13 protein-coding genes are annotated in these 20,470 nt (G+C 72.5%); 2 read left to right on the plus strand and 11 right to left on the minus strand.

The genetic code is table 11. The features are described 5' to 3' along the window. Positions 1-62: 62 nt before the first annotated feature. The 11 genes from ABZ635_RS01985 to ABZ635_RS02035 all read right to left on the minus strand — a co-directional run bounded on the left by ABZ635_RS01985 (position 63) and on the right by ABZ635_RS02035 (position 17,862). Positions 63-272, minus strand: coding sequence for a hypothetical protein (locus ABZ635_RS01985; RefSeq protein ID WP_357757886.1), 210 nt, complete (start codon positions 270-272; stop codon positions 63-65). A gap of 11 nt (positions 273-283) precedes the next feature. Continuing rightward, on the minus strand, positions 284-1,927 hold the full coding sequence (locus ABZ635_RS01990; RefSeq protein ID WP_357757433.1) for a hypothetical protein: 1,644 nt from the start codon (positions 1,925-1,927) through the stop codon (positions 284-286). Beyond that, positions 1,928-4,369: a hypothetical protein gene (locus ABZ635_RS01995; RefSeq protein WP_357757436.1), complete on the minus strand. Its 2,442-nt coding sequence runs from the start codon at positions 4,367-4,369 to the stop codon at positions 1,928-1,930. It abuts the gene before it with no gap. 1 nt (position 4,370) lies between these two features. Continuing rightward, positions 4,371-5,576: a hypothetical protein gene (locus ABZ635_RS02000; RefSeq protein ID WP_357757438.1), complete on the minus strand. Its 1,206-nt coding sequence runs from the start codon at positions 5,574-5,576 to the stop codon at positions 4,371-4,373. A gap of 6 nt (positions 5,577-5,582) precedes the next feature. Then, positions 5,583-8,282, minus strand: coding sequence for a fibronectin type III domain-containing protein (locus ABZ635_RS02005; protein WP_357757441.1), 2,700 nt, complete (start codon positions 8,280-8,282; stop codon positions 5,583-5,585). A 41-nt stretch (positions 8,283-8,323) separates the two neighbouring features. Beyond that, positions 8,324-9,907, minus strand: coding sequence for an Hsp70 family protein (locus ABZ635_RS02010; protein ID WP_357757444.1), 1,584 nt, complete (start codon positions 9,905-9,907; stop codon positions 8,324-8,326). Positions 9,908-9,996: 89 nt separating this feature from the next. Then, a complete protein-coding gene (gene grpE, locus ABZ635_RS02015) occupies positions 9,997-10,767 on the minus strand; it encodes a nucleotide exchange factor GrpE (RefSeq protein WP_357757447.1) in 771 nt (256 codons plus the stop codon). Positions 10,768-10,845: 78 nt separating this feature from the next. After that, a complete protein-coding gene (locus tag ABZ635_RS02020) occupies positions 10,846-12,351 on the minus strand; it encodes a DUF5719 family protein (RefSeq protein ID WP_357757450.1) in 1,506 nt (501 codons plus the stop codon). A 3-nt stretch (positions 12,352-12,354) separates the two neighbouring features. Beyond that, complete coding sequence (locus tag ABZ635_RS02025; protein WP_357757452.1) at positions 12,355-15,750, minus strand: glycosyltransferase family 2 protein; 3,396 nt, start codon at positions 15,748-15,750, stop codon at positions 12,355-12,357. 303 nt (positions 15,751-16,053) lie between these two features. Then, positions 16,054-16,341, minus strand: coding sequence for a WhiB family transcriptional regulator (locus tag ABZ635_RS02030; protein WP_014908913.1), 288 nt, complete (start codon positions 16,339-16,341; stop codon positions 16,054-16,056). Between the two features lie 240 nt (positions 16,342-16,581). After that, positions 16,582-17,862: a hypothetical protein gene (locus ABZ635_RS02035; protein WP_357757455.1), complete on the minus strand. Its 1,281-nt coding sequence runs from the start codon at positions 17,860-17,862 to the stop codon at positions 16,582-16,584. 247 nt (positions 17,863-18,109) lie between these two features. Between ABZ635_RS02035 and cofD the strand changes: the two genes are divergently transcribed. Together cofD and ABZ635_RS02045 are read left to right on the plus strand one after the other, a co-directional pair. Continuing rightward, positions 18,110-19,099 (plus strand): 2-phospho-L-lactate transferase, encoded by a 990-nt coding sequence (cofD, locus tag ABZ635_RS02040; protein ID WP_357757457.1) that lies wholly within the window; start codon positions 18,110-18,112, stop codon positions 19,097-19,099. Further along, positions 19,096-20,436: a coenzyme F420-0:L-glutamate ligase gene (locus ABZ635_RS02045; RefSeq protein ID WP_357757460.1), complete on the plus strand. Its 1,341-nt coding sequence runs from the start codon at positions 19,096-19,098 to the stop codon at positions 20,434-20,436. The genes cofD and ABZ635_RS02045 overlap by 4 nt, the downstream gene beginning before the upstream one ends. Positions 20,437-20,470 lie beyond the last annotated feature (34 nt).

Raw genomic sequence — 20,470 nt, forward strand, 5'->3', positions numbered from 1 at the left:
CCACGGCTACAACGCCGCGACCGGCACCTACGGCGACCTGACCGCCGAGGGCCCGGGGGGCGCTACCAACCGCTCCAGGGCCAGCGGACCAGACCGCCCACGCTTCTCTGGAGGGCGAGCAGGCCGTCGAAGAAGGTGGTCAGGAGCTCCACGAGGTTGCCCTCCCGCCACCACCAGACCAGCGCCGCCCCCGCCGCGACCACGAGCAGGACGTGCAGGACGGTCCACGAGTTGCGGAACGTCCGGTAGACCAGCGGGACACCGTCTCTCATCCCCTTCACGCTCACTCCCCCTCTCCCGCCGACACGGACTCCCGTGTGGGCAGCACGGCCAGCTTCGGATCGGTGGCGCGCAGCGCCCAGTCGAAGACCCGGACCGGATGGGACGGGTCGAGTCCGTCCGCCGCGCCCAGCGAGTTCACCGCGAAGTAGTGCGCGGTCCGGAAGTCCTGGTCGATGCGCCGCACGAATCCGCGCGCACCGTTCTCCTTCAGCCAGGCCCGGACGGAGGCCCCGTCCTCCGGGTCGATCGCACCGGCGTCGGGAACCCGCCGCAGCACGTCCAGCTTGGTGAGGACGACCGCCAGACGCTTGGCCTCCAGCCCGATCCCCGAGGCCCGGAGCCGGTCGACCACGCTCGCGTAGGCGTCCTCCTGGTCTCCCTGGGCCAGCGGGACCGCGTCCCCCTCGTCGGCGCGCCGGAGGCGCTCGTTCACCTCCGGGAGCGCCAGGGGGTCCAGGACGAACAGCAGGGTGTCGGCGGTGTCGATGTAGCCCAGCGACTGCGACCGGTCCCAGCTGACGAAGTTCTCCCCCGCGGCGTCCATGACGTGGACCTCGACCTCGCGCCCCCGCAGGGACAGGACGAGCGGAACCCCTTCGGGCCGGTCCTCCCAGGCGGTCTTGGCCACCCTCCGGCCGTGGGAGACCGCGGTGGTGGCGGTCCGCACGAACCCCTCGGCCTCAGGGGAGATCGGTGTGAGCGAGCCGGACAGCGCCTCGGCCCGCTCACCGAGTTCGACCACCCCGGTGGCCAGGAACTGGGTCTTGCCCGCACTCACGGCACCGATGACCGGCAGCGGAAGGACCCGCCGGGTTCCGCTTCCGTCCGGGGCGTCTCCCAGGCAGAAGGGGCACAGGGCGGTGAGCTGGCGGGCCGCCTTGCTGACCGTGACCGGCATCCGGGTCCCGCACCCGCACCGGCGGTGGGTGACGCCGAGGGGGCCGGGGCGGACGTCGTGGTGGACCGTCCCGCAGTCGGGGTCGGCGCACCGGTAGCTCGGCATCGGTGTGGCCCGGTAGCACTTGACGCAGTGCAGCTCGGCCTTCCGGCGCCGCTGGGCCAGTCGGCCGGACCAGCGGTACAGGAGGATGCCGAACCACTGCACGAGGTGCACGGCGCCGCCGAGGACCCGCATGATGAGGTACCAGCTCAGGACCGAGAGCCACACGCCGAGGGCGTAGCCGATGACGCCGGGCAGGAGGAGGAGCCCGATGATCCACCCGTCGAAGAGGAAGCGGACGGCGTCGCCGCCGATCCGCCTCGACGCCGCCAGCACCGCGTTGGCGTCCCGCTTGGACTGGTACGGGATGTAGACGGGCCAGGCGTGGTCCCAGCCGGAGTGCTTGGCCTGACCGCGCGGCGCCTTGCCCAGCACCTGCCCCGCCACGACGGCGTCGGGTGAGGCGATCCTGGGTTCCTCCTCCTCGCGGCCCGCGAGCACGAACGGGGGCAGGACGACACCCCTGAGGATGCCCAGCACCAGCCCCAGCAGGGAAGAGCCCAGCCAGATGACCAGAATCCACGCGAAGATCCGCACGAGGAGGGCGACGATCGTCCACACCACGAACACGACCAGGAAGATGACGGCCACGATGGCGAGGAAGCCCAGGCCGAGCATCGCCAGGATGAAGATGAGCTGAGGCATCTACCGTCCCCTCCCCCAACCGAAGGGGTTGCCCGGTCTGCGACGGTCACCCGACCGGTCCGACCGCCCCTTGAGGTACTTGTCCAGTTCGCTGCGGAACCGGAATCGGCCCCTGACCTCGCGGATCAGCTCCGGCTGTGTCTCGGCGATCCGGGCCAGGGCCGCGTCCGCCGCCTCCGCCACCGACGCGTCGGAGTCGGAGAGCAGTCGCAGGGCGCGGTCGACCACGCTCGGGGACCGGCGCTGGTCCGCCTGGCGCACGAGGTGGACCTGGATGGCCGCCGGACCCCAGGGAGTGACCGCGCGCACCATTCTGGTCCGTCTGCCGCGGTCGGCCCTCTCCCGCTCGGACCGTTCGCGGTCGGCCCCCTCACTCTCGTCGCCGCCCCGGCCGGTCCTGGGGGAGTCGTCGGTGCGCAGGATCTGGGCGCCGATGTCGGCCAGCAGGAACGGCACCACCGGCCGCATCTGGAGCAGGTCCGTCTCCAGGGTCTGGTCGGCCTCGTCACGGTTCTTGGACCGTGCGGCCTCCAGGACCCCCCGGGCCCGGAGGTACTCCGCCGCAGCCTCGGCGAGCGCGCGGTCCGGGGCGTCCCCCAGGACCTCCAGGAGCGGACTCCAGTCCGTCGCCTCCGCCCGGGCTCCCCGGAAGGGCGAGCGGGCCCGCTCCAGAGCCGTCCGCACCCGGACCTGGAGGGAGTTGGTGTATCCGTGGCGGGAGACCCAGGCCGCCCACAGGGCGGGGTCGTCCCGTACCTCGGTGCCGGTCAGGGCCAGTTGCCACGCCTCGGCGGGCATGGTGAGGGAGCGGACGATCCGCTCGCGGCGTTCGGCCACGGGCAGACGGCTGATCCGGCCCGCCTCGACCCAGCCACGGAGCTCCGGGCTACCGGCCTCCGCCACGAGGAAGTCCCAGTCCCCCCGCAGCAGCGACTCCACGGCCCGCTCGTCGTTGGCGTGGAAGGCGTCGCCGAGGCGCCGCGCGGTGGCCGCCGCCACCTCCTTCCCTCCGAGCCACGACCGCCACCGGTCCCGGCCCAGGTCCGGGTCGGTGAGCCACAACGCGGAGAGGTTATCGGCCGCCTCCGCCCGCGCCTCCTCGGTGACCGGGGCTCCGACGGCCCCGGCCGCGCCGAAGAGGTCGGCCAGGCAGTCGGTGGGGGCCGAGGCCAGCACGGTGCCCAGGAACCCCCCGGCCGCCGCGCGCTCCTCCTCCGACTCCCACTCGAGCGGGGTCGCGGCCCCGGACAGCTCCCGGGCGAAGGCCCCGGCGTGCCCGGGGGCGGCGGCGAGCGCCTCCAGCGCGGGCAGGAGCACGCCGCGGGCCACGTCGTCGGCTCCGATGCCGTGCGCGTGGCGTACGGCCCCTCCCGCCAGGGTGAACTCCTCCGCCGTGGTCGGGCCGTAGGTGACGGAGGCCTCGCTGAGTTCCTCGCCGTACAGGGCCAGGTCGTCCTCCATCCCGGCCCGGGCGAGCCGGTCGATCGCCGAGACCGCGGTGCGCCACGCCCCGGCACCGTCGGTGTCGGGGTCCGGTACCGCGACCAGCCGGGCGGCGTCGTTGGCCAGCTCGGCGCCGAGGGTGGTCTCCCAGCGCCGTGCGACCTCCACCGCGGTGAGGGCGTCGGCCGCGTCGTGGTCGCGGAACAGGGCGGCGCGCGCCCGCGCGACCTCGCTGGGTTCGAGGTCCGGGACCGTGCGGTCGCGCAGGTCGAGGACGTTCGCGGAGCCGAGGTCGACGGCGCCGAACCCGGGGCTCACCCCCACCAGGACCGCGTCGGTCCGCCAGGGGTCGTCCACCAGGGCCCTGAACCCGAGGGTCCGGGCCCGCTCGGACTCCACGAAGAGCGTTCCCAGCGCGATCCACCGCATGACCTCGTCGAGGTCGTCGTGCAGCAGCACCGTCTTGGTCGGGGCGGGTCCGAGGGCCGCGTCGATCATCGTCAGGTAGTGCGGGAGGACGCGTGCCGCCCACTCGTCACCGGTGACCATGTCCTGGAGGGCGTCCACCTCGAACTCCGGTCGGACCTCCAGCGGGGTCACCCACGGTTCGGGGGCGGGTCCGGCGGCCTTCTCCAGATTCCACTGGAGGGCGCCGTAGAGCTGGGCCGGCCGGTAGGGGACGAAGTCGCCCGGGTCGGAGGTGGCGATGACCTGGGTGACCTGGTTGCCGGGACGGCCGCTGTTGGTGATACCGGTGGACCGGCCCCGGGAGAGGTAGCTGCGCCCGTCACGAACCTCGAAGGCGCACGTGGGCGGGTGGTCGAGCGGATCGTGCCCCAGGTCCCAGGAGGGAACCACCCGGTGGAGCAGCCCCTCCCGGATGCGCTGGCGGTCCACCCCGGTCAGCCCCGGGGAGACCGCCTGGAAGTTGAAGCCGTCGACGCCGTCGATCGCCTCGCCCGCCGTGACGTCGGTGTAGGTCGCTGTCTCGAAACCCATCTCACGCTCCCGTCGACGGAATGAAGCCGCGCGTGGCCATGAGCCACAGCAGTGGTTCGGCGATGCGGTGGGGCAGGAGGCCGCGCTGGTTCACGCGCTGGGAGGCGTAGTCCGGTTCCGCCCCCAGGGCCGAGGCTCCGAAGAGCCGGAAGGAGCCGTAGTTGTGCTCCAGCTTCCGGAGGAGGCCCGCGCCTCCCCACTGTTGGATGAGCAGCCCGACGTGGTCGTGCACGGTCTGCCCTTCGGACTCGTCGAACACCGGCCGCTTCGACGAGGGGCTGCGCAGCGGGTGGTCCTCGTCGATCTGGTCGAAGAAGGCGTCGATCTTGGACACCACCACCGCGATGGGCTGCCGGATCTTCTTCGTGCGCTTGACGCCTCCGGTCGAACGCAGGACGGAGGTGATGGCGTCGACCACCTCCTCGGGCCCGGTCTCCACGAACCCGGCTCCCCTGGCCTCCGCACGCGTGCGGTTCTCCGGGAAGCCGAAGGGGTCCAACAGCAGGATGACGCCCGAGGTGGCGCCCAGGTAGCGCTGGGTCAGGGCCGCGTCGGTGGTCGCGAAGTCCTCACCCGCGTTGTCGTAGAAGGAGAAGACCGTGGAGGCGGTCCGCGAGGTCCCCAGCGGGCCCTTCTTCGTGTACCGCCACGAGTAGACCGCGGGCTCCTTGCGTCCGCTGCGGTTCTCCTGGGTCTGTCCGGGGACGGTCCCGCCGCCCCCGCTCATGAGCTGGTGGTAGACCCGCAGGTCCCGGGTGAGCCCGGACTTGCCGCCCGGGGCGTCGATGGCCGCGTCGAAGCGGTCCGCGACGGAGGTCTGGAGTTCGGCGTCAAGGACCGAGAGCATGACGGTCTTGCCGGACCCGCGCACGCCGACCATGCCGAAGAGGGCCGAGTCGGCGCCGTACTCGGAGGGCAGCAGTGAGTGGCACTCGGGGCACACCGGCGGCCCGGGTTCGGACCCGCAGTTCTCGCAGTTGCCGGAGAGGGAGGGCCTGGGCACCCCGGGCAGGAGGTTGCCCTTCTCCTCCCCGATGACGGGCCAGTACCCGTTGGTGTCGTTGAAGTGCCTGCTGCGGGCGGGGTCGACCCGCTTCTCGCAGGGTGTCCGGCCGGCCGAGTGCCGTCCGGAGCACCGGTAGGCGAGCTTTCGTGGGTTGATCTCGGTGTAGCAGTACGGGCACGGGGCCGTCGTTGTGAAGAGCACTGCGCCTCAGCCTCGCATCTGGCTTGTCGGGGGATCTTGCAACCGGGCGCCGCTTCCCGGCTCGACGAAGACCCGCACCCAGAACGGTGACGCGACCCTGCCGAGCCGGAGTTCGTAGGAGAGCGAGTCGCGGTCGGTGAAGTCCAGCTCCCGGCGGTCGACCACGGTCCCGTCGGAGGCGTCGCCCGGCATGAACTTCGCCTCCTTGAGGACCGTGACGGCCGGGACCCTTCCTCGGAAGTCGGGGGACTCGGCGGTCACCCTCACCGAGCCCTTTCCGCCCATCCAGGAGCGCTTGACCTCCAGTGAGTAGCGGACCTTGGGGGCGGGACCGCTCAGCGGGACGGGGACGGCCGCGGACGACCACTCCCGGTCCCCGGCGCGCACCACGGTGGACAGGGTGATGTCGCTGATCGAGTCGGCGTCCGGGACGCGCACCCCGCCGCCGTCGTTGTAGGCGGTCCGCGAGACACGGCGGGTGACCGGTCGGCCGCCCGCCCGCCAGGCGACCTCGATCTGGTGGTCGCCCTCGGGCCACTCCCAGGAGAGCCTGAGCTCGCCGCCCAGTCTCTCGGCGGTCGGTGTGCGCACCTGCGGCGCGGAGCCGGTGATCCGCGCGGTACCCACCAGGCCGCCGTCACCGTCCACGGTCACGGGAACCAGCAGGCTGACCTCGGGCAGGAGGTCGAACGAGCACACGGTGCGCCCGTCGGCCCCGCCGTCCTGGCGCAGTGTGAGCCTTCGGCCGCCCATGCCGGTCAGCCGGGCCCGGGGCAGCCGGGTCCCGCGTTCGATCCGTGCGGTGGGCGGTAGGGCCCACACCTCGACCGGGTAACCAGTGACCGTTCCCCAACTGGCCTGGTGACCGTCCGGGGAGGAGTCGATCCGCAGGTCGTCCACCGCACGGATGGTGCCCCGGGGGGTGGCGTCCGCGGTGACGGCGACCGACTCGCGCTGTCGGCCGTCGTCGGCCAGGTAGACGGCCGCGACGGAGAACCGGTACCTGGTTCCCAGGGTGAGACCGGTGACGGTCGTCTGCCCGGGCGTCGTGGGGCGGTGCGTCGTGCGCGTGCCGTCGGGCGCCGTCTGGGTGACGACGACGCCCAGGGCCTCCGACGGCACCCCCCACGAGAGAGACACCTGTGAGGAACCGGCGGAGGCGTCCAGGTCGAAGGGCGGGGGCAGGACCTCACAGGTGTCCGTCGCCGGAGCCGAGTGGAGGACTCCGTCCCGGGTGGCGAACACCGAGTAGCGCACCCGGGTGCCGACCGGCACCCGCTCGTCCCTGAAGACGGTGCCGGTGTGGCCGTCGGCGAGGAGTTCGCCGTCCCGGGGGTTGGCCGGGACCCCGCCGGTGGTCCGGACCACGGCGTAGCGCGCCGTGCCCTCCCCGTCCGCGCTCCACGACGCGACGAGCGCGCGCCCGTCCGCCCTCAGCGACAGGTTCGTCGGGGGAAGCGGGGGCAACCGTTGGAGCCGGTTGCGCAGCTCCTCGTCGCGGGTGTCGACGGACAGGGCCTCGCGCAGGGCGGCCGCGGCGGCCGCGTAGTCGCCCTGCTTGACGGCGGCGTCGTAGCGGACGACGCTGCGCCCCTTCTTGCGCTCGGCCTCCTCGACCCGCCGGGCGAGGCGTTCCCGCTCGGCGCGTTCGTCCTCCTCCGGTTCGGGGAGGCTGTCGAGCAGTCGGCGCGCCTCGCCGAGGGCGCCGTCGGCCAGCCGTTCGGCGACGTCGTTCGCGCTGAGGACCTTCGTGGAGGCGGACAGCTTGGTGACCAATCGGGCGGCGTCGGTCTGGTCCAACCCCCGCCGGCACAGTTCCTCGTGGACGGTGACGCGTGGCTGACCGCGCCGCAGCAGGCCCTCCACGGTCTCCGCCAGGGAGGACAGGACCAGGGCGTGCAGGTCGGCGGGGGACGCGCACTCGGCCAAAGCCGCCAGGCCGTTCTGGGCCGCCTGGCGGGCCCCCTCCTCGACCCGGGCCTCCTGCTGCTGGAGCAGTCCCCGGGCCCGGGCGACGTCCTTCGGGCCCAGCACGCGCGCGGGTTCACCGAAGGAGAGCTCGTCGACGACCCTGATCCCCTCGGGCCGCTCGGGGCGGGTCACCACGTCCACCAGGGTCCGGAACTCCGGGTAGTCGGTCACCACGCGCACGGCGGCGGGCACCCGGACCCTGGGCACCTCGAAGTCGGCCGCGACCCGCACACCGTGGGCCGAGAGCGCGTCGGCGAGGTCGTCCTCGGACACCCCGCCCAGGCCGGTACCGGCCGCGAGCTCTCTCACCTGCTCGGGCAGAACCACCCGGAGCGGGTGCTCCTGGGCCACCGCCCGGGCGAAGCCGTCCAGCTGCGCGCGCACGGCCTCGGTCCTGGCCCGGGACATCCCGGACCAGAACGCGGGATCGGCGACGGCCGCACCGGACGTGCGCAGCAGTTCCAGCAGCTTCTTCAGCAGCTGCGCCGATCGCCTGTTCTTGATCGAGGGACTGTTGAAGGCCGCCTCGACGCTACCGAGGTGCCGCTCCAGTTCGGCCCCGGTCATCGAGGGTTCCACGGCGAACATCCCGGCCACGTCCAACCGGGCCAGGGCGGTCGCCCCGTCCTCTCCCTGGACGTCCCGGATGGCCTGTTGGAGCACCGCCATCCGGTCCTTGTCCTTCTCCAGCGGGATCAGGACCGTCTTCCTGTACTGCTTGGCGTCGAACGCCACCCCTGCCTCCCCGTCCCTCCGGTAACCGCTCTCCGGCCGCGTCAGGAACGCAGCGCGAGACCGGAGACCTGCTTGGCCGCCTGCTCGACCTCGGCCTCGGAGAGCACCGACACCTGGGCCTCGACGTCGATGGTCCGGTTGCCGGTGGGCTCGAAGGCCGTGACCCGGGCCAGGCCCTCGGCGGTCACCGTGAGGGTGATCTCGACCGGGGACTCCTTGGGCATCGGTGGGATCTCCAGTGACTTCTCCTGGAGGAGCTGGTTGTCCTCCGGCGAGGGGGACTCCAGTTCGCCGCCCTGCTCGAAGAGCGCGATGGAGACCTCCTTCTGCCGGTCCTGGAGCGTCAGGGCGGTGATGGGGTCGAGCCGCACGGGGATGGAGTCGTTGGCGTGCACGAGGAAGCTGATGTACTCCTCGTCCTTGTCCGGGTCCAGGAAGCGCACACCGAGGCCGCGCGAGAGCACGTTCGTGACGCTCAGGGCCTTGGCCCCGCCGAGGAAGTACTTCTGCTCCGCGTTCGGGGCGACCTCCACCTCCGAGCCGTCGGTGGACAGGACCTCGTCCACGGCGGCCTGCCCGTAGATGGCGGCGCCCTTGGCCACGGCCAGGTCGAAGTCGCTGCGGGCCGGGTCCCAGCCGAGCTGCTCGCGCAGAGCGGTCTCGATCATGGGCATCTTGGCCGAGCCGCCGACCAGCAGCACGCGGTCGATGGTCAGGCCCGGCGTCTTGCCCTGGGCGGTGGCCACGGTCCGCTGGGCGATCTCCAGGGTCTGCCCGACGAGGTGGCGCGTGACGGAGTCGAACTCGTCCCGCGTGACCTCGACCTTCTCGTCCTTGTCCTGGTAACGGCAGCGGACCGTCGCCTTCTCCCGCTTGGTCAGGGACCTCTTGGTCTCCTCGACCTGGCCGAGGAGTTCGGCCTCGAACTCCTCCTCCAGCATGGGGTCCTCCTCGCCCAGGCCGGCCGCCTGGACGAACTTCTCCACGATCAGCTGGGAGAGGGCGGTGTCCCAGTCCGCGCCGCCCAGGGACTTGTTGCCGTCGACGGCGACGACCTCGACCCGGCCCGCCTCCGCCCGCATGACCGTGGTGTCGAAGGTCCCGCCGCCGAGGTCGTAGACCAGGACGGTCTCGGCGCTCTCCCCGCGGATGCCCAGCGACAGAGCGGCGGCCACCGGCTCGGTCACGATGCCGACCACCTCCAGGCCCGCGATCTGCCCGGCCTGCCTGGTGGCCTCCTTCTCCTTGACCCCGAAGTAGGCGGGGACCGTGATGACGACCTTGGTGACGTCCTGGCCGCTCTCGCTGTTGGCCGTGGCGACCAGTTCCTTGAGGATCAGCGCGGAGACGCTCTCCGGCGTGTACCGCTCGCCGTGGAAGTCCAGCGGGTAGGGGGTACCCATGTGGCGCTTGATCAGGGAGCAGGCGTGGTCGGGCGCCGAACGCTGTACACGCTTGGCCTCCTCGCCGACGACGATGTTGTTGCCGTCCTCGAAGTAGACCACCGAGGGGGTCGTCGGGTTGCTGTCGACGTTGGGGACGACTTCGGCCTGCCCGAGATCATTGATCCGGGCAATGGCGGAGTACGTCGTACCCAGGTCGATTCCGTACACGCTGTCACTCAACGTGAGACTCCTTCTTCGGAATTGGTCGTATGACACCCGTCACGCCCGGTCCGCGGCCGGTGACCGGTCCGAACAATGACGGAAGCACCCTACTGGGGCGGCTGGTAACGGTAGACGCTCACCTGCGCGGGAAGGAACACACGGTCCGCGTCGACATAGGAGAATCCCTGCCGCAGAACACGCTGGACGCGCTTGTCCAATTCGACGTCCGCCGTGGGGACGACGCGGGCCGCGTGGTGTTTCTTGGGATCGAACTCGACGAGGGGCGCGGCCTCCACGGATTCGACGTCGATGAGACCGAGCGACTCCTCGATCGCGTCCATGAAGAAGTCGAAGTCCTTTTCGGATTTCTCTCCGCGCTCACGCGCCCGTTCCGCGGCCTCGGCCGCCTGGGCGTGCAGGCCCGCGAACCTGCGCAGCACGGGCTTGAGCAGGGCCTGGACCTGGTCGCCCTGGAGCTGTTCGATCCGGCTCTGCATCTGCCGGATGATCTGTTCCTGGTTCTCGCTGCGCGCGTGGAATTTGCGCACCTGTTCTTCCAGGCCGCCGACGGCCGCCACCACTTCCCCGGCCCCGGACGCGGCCTCGGGGGATTCGGTGGGCGGCCCGTCGAGTTCGGGGGCCGGGGGAACGTCGGGCCGTTCCCAGGGCGCGGGCGACGGCCGCTCCGGAACCCGGGTTTTCGGCCCCCGTTCCTCCGGGTGCGGGGAATCGGGTGCCGCGACGAAATCGTCGCCGTCGGAATCCGCCTTCGGAACCCCGAAATCCCCGGTCAACGATTCGTCCACGTCTACCTCCCGAAGTGCCCCGTCCAGATCCGCGCCAAGTATGGCAGACCTGGATTGGCCGTTTCGGACCATTCCTTGGCACTTCGGCGCCACCCGTCCCGGACCTGGGACGATCCGGCGGGTACGTGGGAGAAGGGCTCCCGACCCGGGTCAGGGGACGATGCCGGTCATGCTGTCGCGGACCTCGGGCAGGAGCACCCTGACGGGCGCCGGTGTCACGGGCAGGACGCTCACGGCGTCGCCCGAGCGCAACACGCGGGCGGCGTAGACCGGACCGGAGTCCTCCAACAGCTCCAGGCGGACCGCGTACCCGTCCCGGGGGTCGGCCCCGGAGGGAGCCCCCCACCCCTCGGTGTCGGTACCGAAGACGTGGGTGGTCCCTGCGGCGACCTCGGCTCGGACGGCATCGCCCATACTCCCGTCGGCCGCGATCGGGGTGGCCACCACCTGGGCGTCCTCCTCCAGGGCGCCCAGGACCAGTTCCACGTCGACGCCCTCGGGCATGTCCGGGATGACGGCGGTGGTGTCCAGCGGCCCGGAGAGCGGGTCGACCGCGGCGGTGTAGGCGGTCTCGACGACCTTCCCGTCGTCGACGGTCTCGACCGACACCCCGGCGACGACGGGGGCGTCGGCCTCGACGACGACCGTTCCGGGGGCCTCCGCGAGCGCCCCTTCGAGGGAGAGCCAGGCCGAGGCGGCGGGCGGCACGTTGAGGGCCAGGGGCTCGGCTTCGGTGGCGTCGTCGGCGTCGGCCCTCTCGGTCACCACGCGCACCAGGGCCCGTACCGGCTCGTCACCGGGGGCCGCCACGAACAGTCGGCGCGTGCCCTCTCCCCCGGGCACTCCCGGGACGACCTGGACGTCGTCCGGCGCGCGGGTGGGCGGCACCCAGTCGCTGTGACCCGAGGAGTGCTCGGCGAGCAGGGAGGCGGCCACCCGGCCGGTGCTGGTGCGCACGTGCACGCCCAGGGCCCCGGTGTTCTGGATGAGCTCGGTGACGTCCAGCTCGGTCGACTCCCCGGGGTCGAGGTGGATTCCCCTGCTGTCCGGCGAGTAGGAGGGCCCCTCCATCGTGTAGATGTCGACGCTCACGGTGGCCCGGAAGTCCTCCGGGTTGGCGAGGTGCGCGGTGAGGGCCTCCAGCTCGACGTCGTCCGGGTCCTCGGCCCCGGGCAGCGCGAACCAGGTGCCGATGGACGGCGCCGCGCAGCGCACCTCGGTGATGCCGTCGTCGGAGACGGTGGTCTGCGCGGCGTCGAGCCCGGAGGCCAGGGACCCCTCGGCGCGCAGTGAGGTGGGCCGGGTCGCGTCGGAGACGTCGGTGCGCCAGACCCGCCCGGGTTCGGTCAGCTCCTCGCCCAGGGTCTGGGCCCCGGGGTCGCCGTCGACCTCGGCCAGGGGGACGGCCCTCAGCTCGCCCTCGTCATCACGGCTGACCCGGGGAGCGAAGGCGGCGACGGCGCTCTCGGCGTCGTCGGAGGCCTCGTGCGGAGCGGGACACACGCGAGCGGCCAGGTCCGGGCGGAGGGTGTCGGGTGCGGACGCGCCGATCCGGGCGTTGATCGGCTGGATCGCGAACGCCACTCCGAAGAGGGCGAGCAGCGCCAGCGCGACCAACCCGAACAGGGCGAACCGGTTCTCCACGATCAGTCGCATGTCCTACCCCTCCTCCTCGGTGCCCGCCCGGCGTCTGCCGGCGGCCCTGCGGGTCCCGGCCCGGCGGGTGCCACGCGTCCCCCGGCGCCGTCCGCGGACGGCGGGGAGCGAACCGGTGGTGGCGGGCCCGGTGTCGGGTCCGGTGTCCGGTCGTTCCTCCGGCTCGGAGGGGGACTCGACCCCGGCCTCCTCTGTTGTCGGGGACTCGGATCTCGTGACCCCGGGCCCAGCCGCCGCCCGGCGCGACCTCGCGCGCGACGCCCGGCGGGGGCGCCGGGGCCGTGGCATCGGGGTGGCCGCGATGAGCCTGCGCTCCTCCTCGGTGCGCACGCCCGGGGCGGCCAGCACCGCGACGATCAGCAGGAGCGCCCCCTGGGTGACCCGCCACGCGGTGTGCACCAGGTCGGAGTGCCACACGCGCAGCTCACCGCCGTGTACGGGCAGTTCCCAGGCCTGGGTACCGTTCTCGGTGTCCACGGGGGCGAGCGCGTCGCCGTCGAGCGTGGCCCGCCAACCGCCGTCGGCGGGTTCGGCGAGGGCGAGACGGCGGCCGGGGTGGCCCTCGTCGACCTCGGCGGTGAGGTCGTCGGCGGCGCCGCGCACGCGCAGCGCCTCGGCGTCGAGCCCGTCCTCGGAGACGGCGCGCAGAACGCCGGTGGGTTCGACGATCCGCCAGAGCCCGTAGTGGTCGGACAACGACTGCCGCCCCAGGCCGGGGGTTCCGTCGAGGGTGTCGACCATGGTGGCGTCGGCGGGACCGCCGAGTTCGGGCCGGGGGTAGAGGACGAACTGGACGCCGTGGTCGAGCAGGGTGACCAGCTGGTCGCCGCCCTGTCCCGCGGCGAGTTCGGCGACGGCACGGTCCATGGCCGCGCGGGTGGCCGTCTCGGGCACGATCCGCTCCTCCCCCAACCGGGGTTCTCGGCCCCGGGCCACCACGTAGTCGACGCTGCCGTCGTCGGCGGGGGTGACGACGACCGTGCGGGGCTCGGTGCCGTCCGAACTCACGCTCTCCAGTGCGCCGGGCACGGACCGGGGGGCGTCGGCGGTGACCGGCCCGTCCACGCCCTCCCACATCCACAGGGCCGCCGCCGAGACCGGGGTGGCCAGCGCCAGCAGGGCCACGGCCAGCGCGAAGTACCGGCGCAGGCCGCCCAGGCGGATCATGTCCCCGAAGGCGCGGGCGGCGGTGGCGGCGGTGAGGAGCACGGCGGTGGCGGCGAAGGCCAGCGCGACGCCCGGCCAGACCAGGGCGGCCGGGCCGCCGAAGTAGGGCTCGATGACGATCCTGCTGGTCAGCACGGCCACGAGCATGCCGAACAGGGCCAGGCTCCAGCCCGCGGCGACCAGCATCCGGTTGCGGAGCAGCAGCAGGGAGCACAGGGCGGCGGCGATGAATCCCGCGGTCACCCAGTACGGGGGCGTTCCGGGGCCGCCCGGGGAGAGCATGAGCAACTCGGCGGGGGTCGCGCCGGGGTTGGACAGCTCCGGCCGGTGCAGCCCCGCCTCCAGCAGCCACAGGCTCGGATGCGCCAGGAGTTCGAGGGTCCAGGGCATGAGGAGCACGGCGGGGGTGCCCAGGCTGATCGCCACGCTGACGAAGAGACGACGGCCCAGGTGGCCGAAGGCGACCGCCACCAGCACCCCGGTGACCAGGCACAGGAGCCAGACGAGGGGGACGAGGGCGGTGGCCACCGTGAGGGCGAGTCCCAGGCCCCACGCGGCCCGGCGGGACGGCTTGGGCGGCAGGGAGACGAGCCGGACCAGCAGCAGCCCGAGGACCGGCAGCAGGGCGTGGACCAGGGCGGTGCCCAACCTTCCCTGGGCGACGGCCCCGGTGGCCATGGGGAGCAGGGCGTAGGCACCGGCCATCCACAGGCGGGCGGGGCGGAAGCGCAGCACCTCACGGGCGAGCAGGTAGGCGGTGAGCCCGGCCAGGGGTACGCAGCCCAGCAGGATCACCATGACCGCGATCCACGGCTGTCCGAGGGTGACGGTGGACAACAGGGCCAGCAGCCCGACGTAGGGCGGCGCCGCCACCGCCGAGCCCGCACCGCTGTCGGGGTGCCCGGCCAGGTAGAGGTTCCACAGGTCGAGGGCGTTGCCCGTGACCGGCGGCAGGGCCCCGCCCGCGATCATGCCCCCGCCCAGGAGGAGGGAGCGCTCGGCGACCAGGGTCACCACGGTGAGACCGATGACCAGCAGCACTCCCGGTTGGAGGACCACGCGGCGGAAGAAGGAGGTGGAGTCGTCGGCGACGCCGTCGTCCTCCTCTCCCGGAGGCGCGGTGACCGCCTGGTGGCGGCCCGCGGTGTCGGCCATCCGCTCGCCGGTGAGCAGCGCGGTGACCGCGTCGGCGAACTGCCGCATCGCCACCCCCCGGGCCAGGAACGGCCGGATGGCGCTGTAGGTGCGGCGGCGGTCGCGGCGGCGCCGGAACCGGGCCCGGGCCAGTCGGAGGGGCCGCCCGTAGACGAGGGTGATCGCGGCCGCCTCGTCCAGGGCGTTCGCGGGCTGCTTGATGAGCAGGTACATGAGTACGCGCAGTACGGAGCCCACGGAGTTGCGCAGCAGAGCGAACAGCATCCCGCCGAAGGGCAGGTTGGCCAACAGCACGAACACGGCGTGCCTGCGGTCGACCCGGCGGGGGTGGTTGCGGGTGGCGGTGATGCGCCTCCGGCGGCGGGCCGAGGCCTCCGCGTGGTAGGCGACGGCGTCGGTGACCAGGCGCACCCGCAGCCCGGCGCCGCCGACCCGCCAGCAGAAGTCGATGTCGTCGCGGAACAGCGGCAGTGCGGGGTCGAACCCGCCGAGGCGCTCCCACACGTCGCGGCGGACCAGCATGCCGGCGCTGGAGACGGCCAGGACCTGCCGGGTGCCGTCGTGCTGGCCGTGGTCGAACTCGCGCTGTTCGAGACCGGTCTCGCGGCGGCCCGCGCCGTCGATGGTGACCCCCGCCTCCACGAGCAGTCGGCGGTCGAACCAGTCGCGGAGCTTGGGGCCGAGGACGGCGCTGCGGGGGTCCTGGTCGGCTGCCGCTAGCAGGTGTTCGAGGGCGTCCCGCTCCGGGGTGAGGTCGTCGTGGACGAGCCAGATCCACTCGGTGGCGTCGTCCTCGAACCCGTGCACGTCGGTGCTGGACCTGGGCAGGTCCAGGGCGGCCCTGACCGCGTCGCCGTATCCGGTGCGGGCGGGGAGGTCGATGACGGCGTCGGCGGGCAGGTGGTCGGCGAGGAGGTCGGGACTGGCGTCGGTACTGCCGGTGTCGGCGGCCACGACCCGCTGGACGGCGCGGGTCTGGCCGCGGAGCGCGGACAGGGTTTCCGGCAGCCATCGTGCGCCGTCGTGGGACACGATGACCGCGGTGACGACGTGGCGGGCGGAATCCAGGTCAGGCACGGCTGTGGTCGGGTCTCTCCGGGAGAAGGGGCGGGCCCGTGCGCGGGTCCGGTGTGTGCCGGCCTGGACGGTCGGCGGGCGCCTGGGTGCGCCGGGGCGGCTCGCGGACGCGAACGCGGGACATCACGATACGCCACCCCGCACCAATACGGACCATTTTGGCCCGGGAGACGAGGGGGCCCATAGTGGCGCATTCAACTCTCAGCGGACCTCTCGAACCAATCCTGTCCAAGGGCCCGAACGGCTCGTAACATGAAAAAGGCGCACCCGGGCTCGTGGCCCGGGCGCGCCCGACGCGTACCCCTACAGCATGTCCGCCAGGAAATCGAAATCTCCCCCGGCGGCCTTCTTCAGCCTGCGGCGCTCGCGCTCGGAGAGTCCCCCCCAGATGCCGAAGCGTTCGTCATGCTCCAGCGCGTATTCCAGGCACTCCGCACGTACCTCGCACGACTGGCAGACCTTCTTCGCCTCCCGTGTCGAGCCGCCCTTCTCGGGGAAGAACGCCTCCGGGTCGGTCTGCGCGCACAGGGCACGTTCCTGCCAGCCCAGATCTTCGTCCGAGCCGTGCGCCAGCGGGATGACCTCGCTCATGCGCACCTCCTGTTGCCCCCCAATAGATGTCCCCGACCCTTTTCGTCCCCCAGGTCGGGTGGAAATCCCACAAGGGAATTACACGTGTGCGCGTCACTGTGAGTCAAGCGCACTGCGTGGTAATCCACTGAATATCATGTCACGAGCCTCCAACGGCAGGCCCGCGATGTCCGTTCTGTGGATTACCACGCAATTCACGTACCTTCCCCAGGCGCGGAGAGCGTGGCGGCCCGGGCCGGTTCAGCGCTGGCCGTCGTTGCCGTACCAGTTCTGCTGACCGTCGGCACCGCCCTGTCCTTGCTGGTCAGAGCCGTATCCGGTGCCGGAGCCGTACTGGCTGCCGTAGGTGCCACCGCTCTGGTCGGTCGCCTCGGCCCCATTGTTCTCACCGGAGTTAAAGAATGGTTCAACTCCGGGCTCGGACGGGGTGTCCTGGGCCTGCTGGCCCTGGTCCTGGTACCAACCGTTGGCGATGGCGTCCTGGGCCTGCTGGTCGGCGGCGGGCTGCGGAGCGTACTGCGACGGGTCGTAGGCCTGGCCGTAGGCGGCCTGCTGGGCGGCGGCGTCCTGACCGTAGGCCGCCTGCTGACCCGAGGCGTCGTAGTTGTACGCCTGCTGCTGGCCCGACGCGTCGTAGCCGTAGGCCTGCTGCTGGCCCGAGGCGTCCTGGCCGTAGGCGGCCTGCTGGGCGGCGGCGTCCTGACCGTAGGCCGCCTGCTGACCCGAGGCGTCGTAGTTGTACGCCTGCTGGGCGCCGGTCCCGTACGCCTGCTGCGCGGCGGGGTCCTGACCGTACGCGGCCTGCTGCTGCGCGGCGGGGTCGTAGCCGTACGCCTGCTGCTGCGCGGCCGCGTCCTGGCCGTAGGCCTGCTGGGCGCCGGTCCCGTACGCCTGCTGCTGGGCGGCGGCGTCCTGACCGTACGCGGCCTGCTGCGCGGCGGGGTCGTAGCCGTACGCCTGCTGCTGCGCGGCGGGGTCGGCGGCCGGGTAGGCGGCCTGGGCGAAGGACTGCTGCGCACCGGTGGCCGGCGGGAACTGCTGCTGGTTGTACACCTGCTGCTGCGGCTGCGCGCGCGGAACCACGGTCGGGTCGTTGAAGATCTTGATCAGGTAGAACCCGAAGAAACCGAGCACCGCGCCCTGCGCCAGACGGCCCAGGAACCCGGCGAAGGCGAGACCCCCCTGACCCGGACGGATGTCGAGGAAGCCGCTGATCAGCGCGATGAGGCAGAACAGCAGGCCGACGCCGACCAGGATCATCGCGGTGAGGATCACCGGGAACGAGTTGGGGCGGGTGCGCTGGCTGGTCAGCACCAGGGCGATCGCGGCCACGAGCAGGAAGGAGACGGAGAACCCGTAGAAGGACCCACCGCTCTCCACCATGGCCTCGGCAAAACTGGAGTCCCGGAGGCCGGAGCCGATGATCACCGAGATGAGACCGGCGAGCATGTGGACGCCCACGGCCCCCAGCAGGACCCAGGCCCCGGGAAGGCGCAGGCGGTCGAGTGTTTCGTTGTTCAAGAGAGGTTCCCCTCTTCTGCTTCGCCGTCGCGTCGGAGGAAGCTTGGCATATCGTCGGGCTGTCGGGTGAATCGGCCAGAGCGCGCTCGAACGAACGTCGGGGACACCGAACGCGGGGCCGATGAAGTGGGATGGCGACCGCCGCCCGATGGTTCACACACCGTCGGTACCGGAACGGTCACGCCGGATCGTACCCACGGAGGGGCAGACGACCCATACTCGCCCCCAGCCTGCCAGACTTGGGCGCATGCGGATAGTCGTACCGGCTGGCGGTATCGGCGGCGCGCGTTTCCTCCGCGGTCTCAAGGCCGCCCTGGGAATCGACGCCGCGGCCGAATCGGACCAGGCCACAGACCACCAGATCACCGTCATCGGCAACACCGGTGACGACATCACCCTCTTCGGCCTCCGGATCTGCCCCGATCTGGACACCGTCATGTACACCCTCGGCGGCGGGATCAACGAGGAACAGGGCTGGGGGCGCACCGACGAGACCTTCACGGTCAAGGAGGAACTCGCCGCCTACGGGATGAAGCCCACCTGGTTCGGGTTGGGCGACCGGGACACCGCCACCCACGTCGTGCGGTCGCAGATGATCGCCGCCGGGTACCCGCTCTCCTCCGTCACCACGGCGCTGTGCGACCGCTGGAAGCCCGGCGTGCGGCTCGTGCCCATGACCGACGACCAGGTCGAGACGCACGTGATCGTCGAGGACGCGGACGGCCGCCGGGCCATCCACTTCCAGGAGTGGTGGATCAGACACCGGGCCGCACTGCCCGCCCAGCAGATCATCAGCATGGGCGCGGAGAAGGCCGCGCCCGCTCCCGGCGTCATCCGTGCCATCCGCAACGCCGACGCGGTGATCATCCCGCCGTCCAACCCCGTGGTGAGCGTGGGCTCCATCCTCAACATCGGGGGTATCCGCGAGGCCATGGCGGAGAAGACCGTGGTCGGGGTCTCACCGATCATCGGCGGCGCCCCGGTGCGCGGGATGGCCGACGCGTGCCTGACCGCCGTCGGCGTGGAGACCGGGGCCGGGGCCGTGGCCGAGTACCTGGGCTCCGACCTGCTGGACGGCTGGTTGGTGGACGAGGCCGACGCCGACACCGCCGTGGAGGGCGTGGAGGTGCGCTCGCGCCCGCTGTACATGAGCGATCCGGAGTCCACGGAGGCGATCGCCCGGGCCGCCGTCGACCTCGCCCTGGAGCTGTCCGAGCGCGGGGCGGGGGCACGGTGAGCGTCCAGACGCGGACCGAGCCGGCTCCGGAGTGGTCGCGCGCGCACACGCTGACGGTGCGCGGGCTGCCCGGCATCCCCGAGGTGCGCGCGGGTGACGACCTCGCGGTGCTGGTCGCCGAGGCCGTGGCCGCTTCCGGCCAGCCCCTCACCGACGGCGACGTGCTGGTCGTCACCTCCAAGATCGTGAGCAAGGCCGAGGGGCGCTCCCAGCCCGGAGACGACCGTGAGGCGGCGATCGACGCCGAGACCGACCGGGTGGTGGCGCGCATGGGCCACATCCGGATCTCACAGCACCGGTCGGGCCTGGTCATGGCCGCGGCCGGGGTCGACGCCTCGAACGTCGAACCGGGGACGGTGCTCCTGCTCCCCGAGGACCCCGACGCCTCCGCGCGCGCCCTGAGGGCTCGTCTGGCGGAGTTGTCGGGCGTGCGCGTGGGCGTGGTGGTCTCGGACACCTTCGGCCGCCCCTGGCGGCTGGGCCAGACCGACGTGGCGATCGGTGCCGCGGGCATCGTCCCCGCGCAGGACCTGCGCGGCACCGCCGACAGCCACGGCACGGTCATGGAGGCCACCATCAACGCGGTCGCCGACGAGGTCGCGGCCGCCGGCGAACTGGTCAAGGGCAAGACCTCCGGGGTGCCGGTGGCCGTGGTCTCGGGCCTGGGCCCCCTGGTCACCGAGGAGGACGGCCCCGGGGCGGCGGCGCTCGTGCGCCCGGCCGACGAGGACCTGTTCCGGTACGGCTCCCGGGACGTGGTGGCGGCCCGGCGGACCGTGCGCTCCTTCACCGACCGCGCGGTCGACCCGGCGCTGGTGCGGCGGGCGGTGGCCACCGCGGTGACCGCCCCGGCCCCGCACCACACGACGCCCTGGCGGTTCGTGTCGGTGGAGTCCGGGGACACGCGTCGTCGGCTGCTGGACGCGATGCTCGCCGCCTGGGTCGAGGACCTGCGCGGCGACGGGTTCACCGAGGAGCAGATCGCCCGGCGGACCCGGCGCGGCGACGTGCTGCGCGGCGCCCCCTCCCTGGTGGTGCCGTTCCTGGTCGCGGACGGCGCGCACCCCTACCCGGACGAGCGCCGGGCCGACGCCGAACGGTCGATGTTCCTCGTGGCCATGGGAGCCGGTGTGCAGAGCCTGCTGGTGGGCCTGGCCATGGAGGGCCTGGGTTCGGCGTGGATCTCCTCGACGATGTTCTGCGCCGACGTGGTGCGCGAGGTCCTGGACGTGCCCGAGGACTGGCTGCCGATGGGAGCCGTGGCCGTGGGGTACGCGGCCGAGGCGCCCAGGGAGAGGCCTCCCCGGGACCCGGACGCCTTCCTCGTGGTGCGCTGACCCGGGTCCGTGGCGGCGCGTCCTGCGGCGCGGC

Origin of the sequence: Nocardiopsis sp. NPDC007018, from assembly GCF_040635075.1 — a bacterium.
Lineage (GTDB): Bacteria > Actinomycetota > Actinomycetes > Streptosporangiales > Streptosporangiaceae > Nocardiopsis.

What these genes read in the sequence shown, in the direction of transcription:
- ABZ635_RS01985 (WP_357757886.1), bottom strand. Translation starts at nt 272, where the DNA reads ATGAGAGACGGTGTCCCGCTGGTCTACCGGACGTTCCGCAACTCGTGG.
- ABZ635_RS01990 (WP_357757433.1), bottom strand. Translation starts at nt 1,927, where the DNA reads ATGCCTCAGCTCATCTTCATCCTGGCGATGCTCGGCCTGGGCTTCCTC.
- ABZ635_RS01995 (WP_357757436.1), bottom strand. Translation starts at nt 4,369, where the DNA reads ATGGGTTTCGAGACAGCGACCTACACCGACGTCACGGCGGGCGAGGCG.
- grpE (WP_357757447.1), bottom strand. Translation starts at nt 10,767, where the DNA reads ATGGTCCGAAACGGCCAATCCAGGTCTGCCATACTTGGCGCGGATCTG.
- ABZ635_RS02020 (WP_357757450.1), bottom strand. Translation starts at nt 12,351, where the DNA reads ATGCGACTGATCGTGGAGAACCGGTTCGCCCTGTTCGGGTTGGTCGCG.
- ABZ635_RS02030 (WP_014908913.1), bottom strand. Translation starts at nt 16,341, where the DNA reads ATGAGCGAGGTCATCCCGCTGGCGCACGGCTCGGACGAAGATCTGGGC.
- cofD (WP_357757457.1), top strand. Translation starts at nt 18,110, where the DNA reads ATGCGGATAGTCGTACCGGCTGGCGGTATCGGCGGCGCGCGTTTCCTC.